The organism is Bacillus sp. AFS023182, assembly GCF_002560575.1.
In the GTDB taxonomy this organism is placed as follows: domain Bacteria; phylum Bacillota; class Bacilli; order Bacillales; family Bacillaceae_G; genus Bacillus_A; species Bacillus_A arachidis.
Map to the genome: position 1 here is coordinate 1 of NZ_NTRO01000090.1, position 16,347 is coordinate 16,347.

Here is a 16,347-nt window from a genome sequence, read left to right on the forward strand (position 1 = left end):
ATTTGGAAGCAAGTATTAGGGATTAAAAAGGTGGGAATCCATGATAACTTCTTTGAAATTGGTGGAGACTCGATTCTCAGCATTCAGATTGTCTCTCGTGCGAAGCAAGCAGGTTTGCATTTGACACCCAAGCAAATGTTTGAATGCCCAACCATTGCCGAGTTGGCGCAAGTAGTCAAAGAAGATCAGGGAGTACAAGCAGAGCAGGGGGTTGTGACGGGAGAGGTACCGCTTACTCCAATTCAGTATTGGTTCTTCGAACAAGAACATCCGCGTCCACAACATTGGAATCAATCGATGCTTTTAAGAGTAAGAGAGAGATTGGATGTGAAGTTATTAGAGGAAGCCCTATTAAACTTACTCAAACATCATGATGCCTTACGTTTCCGGTATGAACAGTTGCCAAATGCAACCTGGAAGCAGAGAAATGAGGGAATTGATGAACAGTCTGTACTTCGTGTGGTAAAGCGGAACGATGCTGATCAACAAGCATGGAATCAAATGATACAAGAAGAGATGGATATCACTCAAGCCAGTTTCAATTTACTTACAGGGCCGTTGATGAGAGTCGTGTACTTTGATGACGGTTCGAATGGGAACGATCGATTATTCTGGACGATTCATCATTTAGTAGTAGATGGGGTATCATGGCGAATTCTATTGGAAGATTTACAGGCAGTATACAACCAGATGAAACAAGGTCAGAAGGTTCAGTTACCTGCGAAAAGTACATCCTTTAAAGAATGGTCGGAACGACTACAGGCATACAGTGAGTCAGACATTTCAAAAGAAGTACAAGATTATTGGCACGAACAGGCAGAAAAACAAGTGATGACGATTCCGATGGACTACCCTATACAGGAAACGACAGAAGCATCGACTAATCAAGTGACGATGACGTTGGGAGCAGAAGAGACCCACGCGTTGTTACAAGAAGTTCCGATGACTCATAAGACAAGGATTAACGAGGTACTATTGACGGCATTAGTACAAGCTATAGCTGACTGTACAAATCATCATAAGGTTTCTGTTCACTTGGAAGGACATGGGAGAGAAGAGGTGATTGAAGGTGTTGATCTATCGCGGACAGTGGGTTGGTTCACGAGTATTTATCCCGTTCACCTTGATCTTCAGGGATCAACAACACCTATTGAGGGATTAAAGGCTGTGAAAGAGCAATTGCGTCGAATTCCGAATCAGGGCATTGATTATGGCATTTTACGCTACTTGAGCAGAGAATTGCTTCCGTTCTATCAGCAGCAAAAACCATCAATAAGCTTTAACTATTTGGGACAATTTGATCAAGTATTTTCCAAAGAATCTTTGTTTATACAGGAGACCGGATTTACGCGCTTAGACCATGCTCCAGAATCGAAACCATCTCACCCGATTGATGTTGTCAGTATGGTGAAAGATGGGAGGTTACATTTTGTTTGGATGTATAGTAGAGAACAGTTTCCTAGATTGACAATTAAAGCGATAGCAGATGCCATGTTGAATCAACTGCGTCTACTGATAAATCCACCTACGACAGAGTCTGCTTTTACGGTATCTGACTTTGCTGATGCAGAGGCTCTTACAGAAGAAAGTTTGAGTAAAGTATTACTTAAATTAACAAAGAAGAGGGTGTAACGATGGGAGATGTTATCGATATATACGGATTATCACCTTTGCAAAAAGGGATACTGTTTCATACTTTATATGATCAAGATGATGAGTATTCTTTTTCCTACATTGTACAGGTAGGTTTCTTACTTGGTGGTCGATTGGATGTTGCTACTTTCGAAAAGGCCTGGGAATACGTCATTCACCGACATGAGATTCTACGTTCTGTTTTTGTGTGGGAGGAAGTAGAAAAGCCATTGCAAGCTGTTTATCAACGTCTTCCTTTTACCATTCGTCGAGAAGACTGGAGCGCTCTTTCATGTGGAGAGAGGGAAAAGAAATTACACCAGTTTTTGAATGATGATCGGAGAAAAGGTTTTTCGTTAGACGAAGCACCGTTGATGAGAATCACTGCGATTAAAGAAGCAGAAGAAGAAACGAGAATCATTTGGACGCATCATCATATTTTGTTGGATGGGTGGAGTGTGTCCCTGATCTTCGGTGAAGTGATGGAAGTTTATCTCAAGATGATAAAGGGAGAAGCATTCGATCTTCCCAAGTCTCTTCCCTATAAAAAATATATCCAGTGGATTAATAAACAAGATCGAAGTAAAGCTGAGAAATTCTGGACAGAAGAATTAAAAGGATTTCATGCACCTACGCCATTAGCGATGGAAAGAAGTGACCAGGGGCAGGAGAAGGGTTATGGAGAGAGCGTTTATCGGCTACCTGAGGAACTGACTGAGACGTTACAAGAGTGGGTGCGAAATAGTCAGCTAACATTAAATACGTTAGTACAAGGAGCCTGGGCTTACTTGATGAGCCGGTATAGCGGTGAAAGCGACATCGTATTTGGTGTGACTAGTTCTGGACGTCCTACTGAATTAGTAGGGGCAGAGAAAATGGTTGGTCTATTTATTAATACATTGCCTACCCGAATTCATGTAAAGAATGATACATCAGTAGTAGACTGGCTCCGTAAGATACAGATGAAAGAAATGAAACGGAGACAATACGAGTATAATTCGTTGGTCGATATTCAAGGTTGGAGTGAAGTTCCAAGGAGTAGTGCTTTATTTCATACCTTGTATGTGTTCGAAAATTACCCAATCCAAGGAGAGCGCAATGCTGATTTAAGATTACTAGAGGTCCAAAGTGCAGAACAAACAAATTATCCTTTGACGCTCATTGCAATGCCGGGTAAGGAATTTACTTTGAAGTTGATGTATGACCGTCATCATTTTGATGAAGAGACCATTCATCGGGTTCAGGATCATCTAGCGCAAACATTAATTCAGATGACGAAAAGCTCAGATTCAAAGCTATCCGAAATTACCCATTTAACAATGGAAGAGCGGACACAACTGCTAGAGAAATGGAATGATACCCAAGTAGAATATTCATCTGAAAGCATGATTCATACGTTATTTGAGCAGCAAGTGAAGAAAACGCCAGAAGCAATCGCGGTTATTTATGAAAATGAGAAACTTACCTATAGAGAGCTGAATGAGCGTGCTAATCAGCTAGCTCACTATTTACAGAAGCGTGGTGTGGGTCCAGAGTCTTTAGTCGGTGTATATATGGAACGATCGCCAAAAATGATGATAGCGTTGCTAGGGATTCTAAAGTCAGGAGGAGCTTATGTTCCACTTGATCCTACGTACCCCGAGAATCGGCTACGCTATATATTAGAAGATGCTAGAATCGAAGTACTAGTGACGCAAGAAAAGTTAGAAAAAATAGATATATCCGAACAAATCGAAACAATTTGTATGGATCAAGATCGCATTGCGATTGAACAGGAAGAACTGACCGCATGTACAAGCAGTGTAGCAGGAAAAAATTTAGCATATGTTATGTATACTTCAGGATCTACAGGTAATCCAAAGGGAGTGATGATTGAGCATCATTCAGTGATCAATTATCTTGAATGGATGCAACATCAATATCCACTCTCTGAAAAGGATGTGGTCTTGCAGAAAACACCATTCTCATTTGATGTATCTGTGTGGGAGTTATTTTGGGGTATTAGTGTAGGAGCCTGTGTATCCTTCCTGCCTCCAGGTGGAGAGAAAGATCCTTCCATAATAGCTGAAGTGATAGAGAAGCATCGGGTTACCGTTGTCCAATTTGTTCCTTCGATGCTATCTGTTTTCTTAAATCATTTCGATCATATTGATTTGAAACTGAAATGTTCATCCGTGCGTCATGTGTTTTCCGGTGGGGAAGAGCTTAGCCCAGGGTTGGTTAGACGATTTCAAAAGCACTGGGATCAGAGCGGACAAGTTAAATTGACCAACTTTTATGGACCAACAGAAGCAACCATTTACGTGAATGGGTTTGACTGTCAACCTCATCAAGAATTTGTTTCTATTGGTAATCCGATACAAAATATTCAGCTGTATGTATTAGATCAGAATCAGCGTTTGCAATCGATAGGGATAGAGGGTGAGTTGTATATTGGTGGTGCAGGTTTAGCGCGTGGTTATTTAAACCGACCAGATCTTACTGCTGAAAGATTCGTTCCGCATCCGTTTCAATTAGGAGAACGGCTATATCGAACCGGTGATTCAGTAAGATATCTAACTGATGGGAATTTAGAATTTATAGGAAGAATGGATCATCAAGTGAAAGTGCGTGGCTTTCGGATTGAGCTTGGAGAAATTGAAGCGACTTTAGAAAGGCATTCGTCTATCAAAGAGGCTGTTGTGCTAGTGAGAGAAGATCGCCCAGGCGATCAGCGATTGGTAGCGTATGTGATAAGCAATGGAAATATCCAAAGTTGGCGAGAGTATCTCCAGAACCAATTACCGAATTACATGGTTCCAGCACACCTTGTAGAGTTGGAATATTTCCCACTTACTCCGAATGGAAAAATCGACCGAAAAGCCTTACCAGCGCCGGAAGGACAACCTATGGGAGAGTGTAACGTCCTACCAAAAACGCCATCGGAAGAGCTCATCGCCTCGGTTTGGAGTCAAGTGTTAGGAATAGAAAATATCGGCATTCAGGACTCTTTCTTTGAACGTGGTGGGCACTCATTACTCGCTACCCAAATCGTCTCTCGATTACAAGAAGCATTCCAAATCAAAATCCCGCTACGTGAACTTTTCAAGTACGATACGGTGGAGGCACTGGCGAAGCGACTGGATCAGTTGTGTAAAAAAGATAAAAAACGAGAGATTCCACCACTTATACCTATGTCGCGGGAAGAATCTATTCCGCTTTCCTACGCACAGAAACGCCTATGGTTCATTGATCAATTAATGCCAAATAGTGCGATGTACAATATTCATGCAGCATGTCGACTGACAGGAAAATGGTCACTTGAAGCATTGGAGACGGGATGGAATCAGTTGATTGAACGTCATGAATCATTGCGGACAGTAATTCAAGAGCGAGAGGGTAAACCCGTTCAACAGGTTCAGTCGCATGTTTTCAAACCCCTTCCTCAAATGGATCTAACAAATCTCTCTCTAGAAGACAAAGAAAGAGAGATGAAGCGGCTCATTCAAAACGAAGCAGAGGAACCATTTCATTTGGGACAAGGTCCTTTGATTCGAACACGAATTTTGAAAGTGGGCAAAGAGGAATGGGTACTTCTTTGTACGATGCATCATATTATTTCGGATGGGTGGTCAATGGGAATCTTACTCGAAGAATGGATGGCTTTTTATGAAGGAGCGATAAGTGGAAAACCAGTTGAACTGAAGGAGTTACCTGTTCAATATGCGGACTTTGCCCTGTGGCAAAAAGAATGGCAAAAAGAAGAGAATCTTGATCAGCATCTTCAATATTGGAAGGAAGAATTGGCTGGTGAGTTACCGGTCTTGCAATTACCGATGGATCGTCCTCGGCCTGCTGTTCAAACCCACCATGGTGCAAGTCAGTCTCTGATGGTGGCGAATTCCATACGGGAAAAGCTCAAGGAATTAAGTCTGCAAGAAGGATCCACCTTATTTATGACCTTGATGGCGGCGTATCAAAGTTTCCTTGCTCGTTATACAGGACAAGACGACATCTTGGTTGGAAGCCCGATTGCGAACCGGAATGTTAAGGAGATTGAAGGATTAATAGGTTTCTTTGCAAATACGTTGGTTTATCGAGCTGATTTCAGTGGAAATCCGACGTTCCAAGAACTTCTGTCGCAGATACGAAAAAAAGCACTAAAAGCATACGAGTATCAGGACATTCCGTTTGAGAAAGTGGTAGAAGCCGTAAAACCTGAACGGAATACCAGTCATTCGCCGATTTTCCAAACCATGTTTACCTTACAGAATACGAAACAAGAGTTACCTCAGCTATCTGAAAGAAACATGGAGCTGATGGAAAGTCATACTTCGGTTGCCAAATTTGATTTGAGTTTATTTGCATCGGAGACGGAAGAAGGGTTATTGCTAACTTTTGAATATAATACCGATTTGTTTAATGCTGCAACCATTGAAAGAATGGCAGGCCATTTTGAACATTGGTTATATGAAATTGTATCTCATCCAATAGATTCACTATCAAAGCTGAATATGCTATCGAAAGCAGAATATAAGAGGTTACTAGAGGAATGGAATGACACAGGTGTCGTGGCCATACGTGAAAGCACGATTCATACATTGTTTGAGGAACAAGTGGAGAAAACGCCAGAAGCGATCGCGGTAGTGTGCGAAGATGAGGAGTTAACGTATCGAGAACTGAACGAACGTTCCAATCAGTTGGCTCATTATCTCCAGAAGAGGGGTGTGGGATGCGAATCATTGGTTGGGATCAGCGTTACACGTTCATCCGAGATGATTGTCGGTTTCTTAGGAATCATGAAAGCAGGAGGAGCGTATGTTCCGATTGATCCTGCGTATCCGGAGAGTCGGATACGGTATATTTTAGCGGATGCTCAAATCGAGGTACTGGTGACACAGGAAAAGTTGCAGCAAAAAATGACGTTACCTGAATCGGTTGACATGATTTGTATCGATCGTGATCGAGCAGCGATCGAACAGGAAGTAACGACCGTATGTACGAGTGAAGTGACAAGCGATAACTTAGCTTATATCATCTATACCTCAGGATCCACTGGCAATCCTAAGGGAGTGATGATTGAGCATCGGAGTACGTTGGCGATGATCCATTGGGCACATCAAACCTATTCCCGACAGGAATTAGCGGGAGTACTGGCATCAACTTCACTATCCTTTGATCTATCGGTTTTTGAAGTATTTGTTCCTTTGACGAGGGGTGGCAAGGTAATTGTCGCTGAAAGTGCCCTTCATCTGAACAAGTTGTCTATGAAGGATGTGACCTTGGTCAATACTGTGCCATCAGCAGCGAAGGAACTGGTTCGAGCAAAGATGATTCCTTCTTCGGTAAAAGTGATGAATTTGGCTGGAGAACAGTTGCCACAGTCACTGGTCCAGCACTTGTATGAGAGAAGTCCGATTGAAAAGGTGTACAACCTATACGGCCCATCCGAAGATACTACTTATTCTACGTATATGAAGCTAGAAAAGGGCGTCATGCACAAGGTACCGCCGATTGGTAGACCCATTTCTAACACAGAAGTATATGTACTCAGTGCAAGCCAGCAAATGGTCCCGATTGGTGTAGTGGGTGAGCTTTACATTGGGGGATCAGGCTTGGCGCGTGGCTACTTAAACCGCCCTGACTTAACAAACGAGCGTTTTATCCCGCATCCATTTAAAGAAGGGGAGCGAGTATACCGGACGGGAGACCTTGTGAGATATCTACCAGACGGGAACTTGGATTATCTCGGTCGAATCGATCATCAAGTGAAGATCCGTGGATTCCGCATTGAGCTAGGGGAGATTGAAGCGACGTTACAAAGTCATTCATCGGTTAATGAAGTCGTTGTGATGGTACGCGAAGATCATCCGGGTGATCAGCGTTTGGTTGCCTATGTAGTGGGAGAAGGAAATGCTCATGCGTGGCGTGATTATCTCAAGACCCAGTTACCAAATTACATGGTTCCGGCACACTTTGTCGAATTGACAGCATTCCCACTCACCCCAAATGGGAAAATCAATCGGAAAGCCTTACCTGCACCAGAGCGCAAGGAAGCAGAGGGTGGTTATGTTGCCCCTCGTACATCTACAGAAGAAACGATTGTTTCGATATGGCATCAAATTTTAGGCACTGAAAATATTGGGATTCATGATTCGTTTTTTGAACTAGGTGGCCATTCATTACTCGCTACACAAGCTGTTTCTAATCTGAATGAAACTTTTGGAATTGAGTTACCACTGCATGATTTATTTACGTATACTACCGTGCAGGAATTGGCAGAAAGGGTTAATCAGTTGCGCTGTAGTGGAAATGGGCAAGGACAGAATGATAGTAAAGAGAATGTAAGTTTTCAAGACTATATCCAAAATGAAGCAGCAGCGAGTAATGATGAAGAGTTACTTGAACTTCTTAAGCAATTGGAAGAGTTATCAGAGGAAGAAGCGCAAGGTGTATTCGAGAGAAACTTGGTTGAGGAAGGTGTGAAAAAATGAGAAATGATTTACTTGCAAAGTTGAATTCGCTTTCTCCTGAGAAGAGGGCGTGGCTCCAGAAACAGATGCAGAAAAAGGAGAATAAAGAAGCGCTTCCGTTGTCCTATGCACAACAACGTTTGTGGTTTATGGACCGATTTAACCCAAACAGTTCATTATATAATATTCCGACAGTATGGCGTCTAAAAGGAAATTGGATACCTGAAGCATTGGAAAAGGGATTAAATCGACTCATTGAGCGTCATGAATCATTACGCACCGTTTTTAAGGAAGTAGGAGACCAACCTATGCAACATATTGTGGAATTCCTTCCTAGAAAACTACCTGTAGAGGATTATTCTCACCTTTCTCTAGAAGTAAAGGAAAAAGAGATAGAGAGTTTGATTGTTAGAGAAGCGCAGGATCCGTTTGATTTAATGAATGGCCCTTTGATTCGTAATCAACTGGTTCAATTAGGGAAAGAAGAATGGTTATTGTTATGTACCATGCATCATATTATTTCTGATGCGTGGTCCATCGGCATATTGATTAATGAATTGCTTGCCTTCTATGAGGAAGAAACGAGTGGGGAGCCTGCTGGACTAAGTTCCCTATCAATTCAATATGCAGACTTTGCGAAATGGCAAAGGCAGTGGTTGCAGGGGGAAGTGCTGGATCGACAACTCACGTATTGGCAGGAAGAATTGTCCGGTGAGCTTCCCATACTACAACTGCCAGTGGATCGCCCTCGGCCAATTACGCAAACGTACGCTGGGGACACGTATCGTGTGATTCTTCCTCACACACTACTCAGTTCATTGAAGGATTTAAGTCGACGAGAAGGATCTACTTTATTCATGACCTTAATGGCTGCATATCAAAGCTTTCTTGCTCGCTATACGGGGCAAGAAGATATTCTCGTCGGAAGTCCGATTGCGAATCGGAACCATAAAGGAGTGGAGGGATTAATCGGCTTCTTTGTTAATACGTTAGTCTATCGGGCGGATCTCAGTGGAAATCCGACGTTCCGGGAGATTTTGTCTCAGATAAAGAAAAAGGCGTTGAAAGCGTATGAATATCAAGATATTCCGTTTGAAAAAGTGGTAGAAGCTGTACAACCTGAACGGAGTACGAGTCATTCGCCTATCTTCCAGACCATGTTTACGCTACAAAATATAAAACAAGAACGACTAGAGCTGTCTGAGAGAAGTTTGGAAATGATGGAAAGTAATATTTCCATCGCAAAATTTGATTTGAGTTTAACCGCTTATGAGGTGGAAGAAGGTCTATTTGTTTCTTTTGAATACAATACAGATTTATTTGACAGTAGAACCATTGTACGTATGGCAGGGCATTTTGAAAACTGGTTGAACGAAATTGTTCATCATCCAGATGAATCATTTACAAAGCTGTGGATGCTATCGGACACAGAACAGAATCAGCTCTTGGAAGAATGGAATGACACTGACGTAGTTTATTCACATGCGAGCATGATTCACGAACTGTTTGAGCAGCAGGTTGCGCGTACACCTGAAGCGGTGGCGGTAGTGTATGAAGGTGGACAGCTGACGTATCAAGAACTCAACAAGAAAGCGAACCAATTGGCACATTATTTACAGAAACGGGATATAGGACCTGAGTCATTGGTCGGTATATGTGTCGAGCGTTCACCCGAAATGATTATTGGTCTCTTAGGGATTCTCAAAGCGGGTGGGGCTTATGTCCCACTGGATCCGAGCTATCCTGAAAATCGCCTGAGATACATTTTAGAGAACTCGCAGATCCAGGTGCTTTTAACAAAGGAAGCGTTACAGGATTGGTTGCCTGAAGGCATCCAAGCGATTTGTTTGGATCGAGATCAAGCGGCGGTTTCTAAAGAGAGTAGCTTGGCGCCAGTGAGCGGAGTGACAGCAAACAACTTGGCGTATATCATTTACACTTCGGGTTCGACAGGGAATCCGAAGGGAGTGATGATTGAACACCACTCGGTTATCAACCGTTTACAGTGGATGCAAAAAAACTATCCATTATCTGAACAGGATACGATTCTTCAAAAAACGCCGTTTTCGTTTGATGTCTCTGTCTGGGAATTATTTTGGTGGTCATTTGTAGGAGCACGTGTTTGTTTACTTCCGCCGGGTGGCGAGAAGGATCCTGCAATGATTGAGGAATGTATTGAGCGATATCGCGTGACCACGATGCACTTTGTTCCATCGATGTTATCTACTTTCTTAGATTATATGGAACAATCCAAAGCGAAAAAGGACGTATCGTCTTTGTGTCAGGTTTTCACAAGTGGAGAAGCGTTAAATACCGAACAGGTTCGCCGGTTTAAGGGTGTATTTTATGATTCTCAGCAAACGAAGTTAAGCAACTTGTATGGTCCTACAGAAGCGACTGTAGATGTCACTTACTATGATTGTGATTTAGAAAAAGAACCGTTGCTTATTCCGATTGGTCGTCCGATTGATAATACCGAATTGTATGTGCTAGATCAAAATCAACAGGTGGTACCGATAGGTGTGGCTGGGGAACTTTACCTTGGTGGTGTAGGCTTGGCACGTGGTTACTTCAATCGTCCAGAGTTAACTACTGAACGTTTTATTCCGCATCCATTTAAGGAAGGGGAACGGCTCTATCGGACGGGAGACTTGGTGAGGTATCTGAATGATCGCAACGTGGAGTATATCGGAAGAATAGATAACCAAGTGAAAATTAGAGGTTTCCGGATTGAGCTGGGAGAGATTGAAGCGGTTCTACACGATCATTCATCTGTGAAAGAGGCTGTCGTGTTGGTGAAGGAAGATCATCCTGGAGACAAGCGGTTAGTAGCTTATGTGGTGGGTGAAGGAAACACTGGAGAATGGCGTGAGCACCTCAAGACGCAATTACCGAATTACATGGTTCCGGCATACTTTGTCGAGATGGAAGAGATGCCACTCACTCCGAATGGCAAGATTGATCGCAAAGCCTTACTGGCATTGGATGGACAGCCAATGAGCATAAATATTGTCTCACCGCGAACCCCGGTGGAAGAGCTCATCGCATCGGTATGGAGTCAAGTGTTAGGCATAGAAAATATTGGTGTTCAGGATTCCTTCTTCGAGCTTGGTGGCCACTCGCTCCTCGCTACCCAAGTTGTTTCACGTTTACAAGAAGTCTTCCAAATCGAACTACCGGTGCGTGAACTGTTTGAGTTTACAACGGTGGAGGCACTGGCGAAGCGACTGGATCAGTTGCGTAAAGGAGACAAAAAACGAGAGATTCCACCGCTTATGCCGATGGAACGGGGAGAGGCCATTCCGCTCTCTTATGCCCAACAGCGCCTGTGGTTCATTGACCAATTCACGCCTAATAGTGCACTTTATAATATGCCGATGGTATGCCGCCTTACAGGGAATTGGGTACCCGAAGCATTGGAAACAGGATGGAATCAGCTGATAGAACGTCATGAATCTTTACGGACTGTGTTCCATGAAGTGGATGGTCATCCTGTGCAGCAGATTCAGCCATATGCTTTCCGGTCGCTTCCCCAAATGGATTTAACTATGCTTTCTCCGGAAGAGCGAGACGCAGAAGTTAAGCGTTTGATCCAGCAAGAAACAGAAGTGCCATTTGACTTAGGAGAGGGCCCATTGATTCGGACAATGGTCTTGCGAGTGGGAGAAGAGGAATGGATCCTCCTTTGCACCCTGCATCATATCATTTCGGATGGATGGTCGATGGGAGTCCTACTTGAAGAATGGATAGCTTTCTATGAGGAAGCAACGGATGAGAAGGTAGCAGAACTTGACCCATTACCGATCCAATATGCGGACTTTGCTCAGTGGCAAAAGGGATGGTTGAAGGAAGAAGTGCTTGAACAGCAACTCCACTATTGGCAGGAAGAATTGTCTGGTGAGCTTCCTGTGCTACAACTGCCGATGAATCGCCCACGTCCTGCGGTGCAGACCCATCGCGGATCGACACACACTGTGTTGCTGTCACGTTCGTTACGCGACAAACTAAACGAACTCAGTCGTCAAGAAGGATCGACGCTCTTCATGACCCTGTTGGCTGCGTATCAAAGCTTCCTATCACGTTATACAGGACAAGAAGATATTCTCGTCGGAAGTCCAATTGCGAACCGTAATTACAGAGAGATTGAAGGATTAATCGGTTTCTTCGTCAACACGTTGGTCTATCGGGCTGATCTGAGTGGCGCACCGACATTCCAAGAGTTGTTGTCTAAGGTACGTCAAAAGGCACTGAAAGCATATGAATATCAAGATATTCCATTTGAAAAAATTGTAGAAGTTGTGCAACCTGAGCGAAGTACAAGTCATTCTCCGATCTTCCAGACGATGTTCATCTTACAAAATATGAAACAAGAGCTTCCAGTGTTGTCTGGTAGAAGAATCGAAATGATAGAAAACCATAATTCAATTGCGAAATTTGATTTAAGTGTAATGGGGGCCGAGACGGAAGAAGGATTAATTTTCTCTTTTGAATACAATAAGGATTTATTTGATGTTACAACCATCGAACGAATGGCAGGACATTTTGAGAACTGGCTACATGAAGTTTCTCATCATCCACAAAAACCGTTGAATAGTCTAAGTATGCTCTCCGAATTTGAGCGTGATTTGTTATTAGAGACATGGAATGACACCGCAATGGAAATGTCCCAAGAGGGTCTTATTTGCGACAGATTTGAGGACAAAGTAGCACGGCGTCCCGATGCGATTGCAGTGGTCGATCAAATGAGAGAGTGGACATACTTTGAACTGGATGCGCGGGCAAATCAGTTGGCACATGTTTTGCAGAGAAAAGGGGTTGGTCCTGAATCAGTTGTGGGTGTCTACCTCCCGAGATCGGCTGAGCTCATGGCAAGTTTACTTGGCATATTGAAAGCTGGCGGGGCCTATGTCGTTCTAGATCCGTTGTATCCGCAATCACGGTTACAATACATGATTGAAGATGCAGGAATCCAAATCGTAGTGACGACAGCAGCGCAGGAAAGCTTTTCCGAACAGGTCGAAACGGTGAGATTAGAAGAAATAACAGATGAAAGCGTAATCGCACCGAAGCGGCAAGTAAAACCGGAGCACTTAGCTTATATCGTCTACACCTCTGGTTCCACAGGAAAGCCAAAGGGGGTCATGGTCGAATACCGTTCATTAATGAATATGGTCTCTTGGCATCAAGCGGTATACCAAATTACAGAACAGGATCGTGCGACTCAAATTGCGGGGATTGCCTTTGACTCAGCTGTTCAGGAGATTTGGCCTTATCTCACTGCTGGTGCAGCACTATACCTGTCGACAGAAGAGTTGCGAATCAATCCAGAGGCTCTACGAGATTGGCTCATTGATTCACGGATCACGGCTAGCTTTGCGCCTACACCTATTCTGGAAAGACTCTTGAAATTATCTTGGCCAGAGAAGACAAATCTCCGTTTTATCATTACGGGAGGAGATCAGTTAACACAGTATCCATCTGAACAAATCCCTTTTGCGGTGATAAATCAGTATGGTCCATCGGAAAATACCGTCGTTACCACTGATTGTTATGTGCCTGTAGGAATGACAACAGGTACTCCGTCGATTGGTCGACCGATTGCGAATACAGAAGTATATGTGTTAGATTCTTACCTTCAGCCAGTGCCAGTGGGGATTATTGGAGATCTCTATATCGGAGGAAAGAACCTTGCTCGTGGCTATGCTAATCGCCCGGAACTCACAGAGGAAAAGTTCATTCCGCATCCGTTTAAGTCAGATGAACGTCTCTATTACACCGGGGACAAAGCAAGTTATCTTCCTGACGGTGATCTCCAGTTCCATGGTCGTATAGATGACCAAGTAAAGATTCGTGGTTTCCGGATTGAACTGGGAGAAGTTGAAGCAACTTTGCAGTCTCATTTGTCTGTAAAAGAAGCTGTTGTACTGGTAAGAGAGGATCATCCAGGAGACAAACGATTGGTAGCGTATGTAGTTGGTGAAGGAAGTGTTCATGAATGGCGGGAGCATCTGCAAACACATTTACCGAATTACATGGTTCCGGCACACTTTGTCGAGATGGCATTTTTACCACTCACACCGAATGGAAAACTCGATTTAAAAGCATTGCCTGTACCGGATGAACCATCTACTGAAAATACTGTGTACCCACGAACTCCGATGGAAGAACTCGTCGCATCGGTATGGAGTCAAGTGCTAGGCATAGAAAATATTGGTGTTCAGGATTCTTTCTTCGATCGAGGTGGCCACTCGTTGCTCGCTACCCAAGTTGTATCTCGGTTAAAAGAGGCATTACAAATCGAACTGCTAGTACGTGAACTATTTGAGCATTCAACAGTAGAGGCGTTGGCGAAGCGACTGGATCAATTGCGTAAAGGAGACAAAATACGAGAGATTCCACCGCTTATGCCGATGGAACGGGGAGAAGCCATTTCGCTCTCTTATGCCCAACAGCGCCTGTGGTTCATCGACCAATTCACGCCTAATAGTGCACTTTATAATATACCGATGGTATGCCGTCTTACAGGGAATTGGGTACCCGAAGCATTGGAGACGGGATGGAATCAGCTGATAGAGCGTCATGAATCTTTGCGAACGGTGTTCCATGAAATGGATGGTCATCCTGTACAGCAGATTCAACCGTATGCTTTCCGGTTCCTTCCCAAAATAGATCTAACTACGCTTTCTCCCGAAGAGCGAGAAAGCGTAATGGAACAATGGATCCAAAACGAAGCCGAAGCACCATTTGACTTAGGACAAGGTCCGTTGATCCGTGGGCAAATCGTGCAAATCGCAGAAGAAGAATGGATTCTTCTTTGTACTATGCATCATATTATCTCGGATGGCTGGTCGATGGAAATCTTGCTCCAAGAATGGATGGCATTCTATGAAGAAGCGGTTTGTGGAAAACCAGCAGAACTCGCACCATTACCGGTTCAATATGCCGACTTTGCCCAATGGCAAAGGGAATGGATGAAAGAAGAAGTACTTGATCAGCAGCTTGCATATTGGAAGAAAGAGCTGTCTGGGGAGTTACCAGTCTTAATGTTGCCGATGGATCGTCCTCGTCCTGCGGTGCAAACCCATCGTGGATCGACACATACTGTGTTGTTGTCACGCTCGTTACGCGACAAACTGAACGAACTTAGTCGTCAAGAAGGGTCGACGCTCTTCATGACCTTACTGGCATCGTATCAAAGCTTCCTCGCTCGTTATACAGGACAATCGGATATTCTTGTCGGAAGCCCGATTGCAAACCGGAATTATCGCGAGACTGAAGGGTTGATTGGTTTCTTCGTCAACACGTTGGTTTATCGGGCTGATCTGAGTGGCGCACCGACATTCCAAGAGTTATTGTCTCAAGTACGGACAAAAGCATTGAAGGCGTATGAATACCAAGATGTTCCGTTTGAAAAGATTGTAGAAGTTATACAACCCGAGCGAAGTACAAGTCATTCTCCAATCTTCCAAACCATGTTTACCTTACAAAACACGCAACAAGAGCTTCCAGAGCTTCATGGAAGAAGTTTAGAAGCGATGGAAAGTCATGCTTCAATCGCCAAGTTTGATTTGAGTTTAAGTGCCGCAGAGGTGGAAGAGGGGTTACTCCTTTGTTTTAACTATAAGAATGATTTATTTGATGTTGTAACGATCAGACGTATGGCTGAGCATTTTGAAAACTGGTTAAATGAAATCGTGGAACATCCCGATACATCACTGACGAAGTTGACGATGCTATCGGAATTGGAGAAGCAATTGCTGCAAGAGTGGAATGATAATGCTGTAGCGTATCCACGTGAGAGTGTGATCCATAAACTGTTTGAAGAACAAGTGGATCGTACACCTGACACGGTAGCAGTGGTGGATGAAAATCGGCAGTTGACGTATCGAGAGCTGAATGAGAAAGCAAACCAATTGGCCCATTATCTCCAGAAATGTGGGATTGGGACCGAGTCATTGGTCGGTCTCTGCTTCCAGCGTTCAGCTGAGATGATTGTTGGTCTCATGGGGATCTTGAAAGCTGGTGCAACCTATGTTCCATTGGATCCATCTTATCCAGAAAGTCGCCTACGATATATTCTGGAAGACACAGGGATTCAAGTATTGGTCACGAACGAAGCATTAGAAGGTTGGATACCTGAAGAAATCGAAGCAGTTTGTTTGGATCGGGATCAAGCGATAATCTCGCAAGAAAGCACCCTTTCACCATTAAGTAAAGTGACAGGAGAAAACTTGGCGTATGTTATCTATACTTCGGGATCAAC

3 protein-coding genes are annotated in these 16,347 nt (G+C 43.6%); all 3 read left to right on the forward strand.

Features of this window, described 5'->3' with window-relative positions:
- Positions 1 to 1,632 (forward strand): condensation domain-containing protein (locus CN288_RS25900; protein WP_098303431.1); only part of this gene is annotated, 1,632 nt, incomplete at its 5' end.
- A gap of 2 nt (positions 1,633 to 1,634) precedes the next feature.
- Positions 1,635 to 8,105, forward strand: a complete 6,471-nt coding sequence (locus CN288_RS25905; RefSeq protein ID WP_098303432.1) for a non-ribosomal peptide synthetase — start codon at positions 1,635 to 1,637, stop codon at positions 8,103 to 8,105.
- Positions 8,102 to 16,347 (forward strand): non-ribosomal peptide synthetase (locus CN288_RS25915; protein ID WP_141528014.1); only part of this gene is annotated, 8,246 nt, incomplete at its 3' end. The genes CN288_RS25905 and CN288_RS25915, both read left to right, overlap by 4 nt.

What these genes read in the sequence shown, in the direction of transcription:
- CN288_RS25905 (WP_098303432.1), top strand. Translation starts at nt 1,635, where the DNA reads ATGGGAGATGTTATCGATATATACGGATTATCACCTTTGCAAAAAGGG.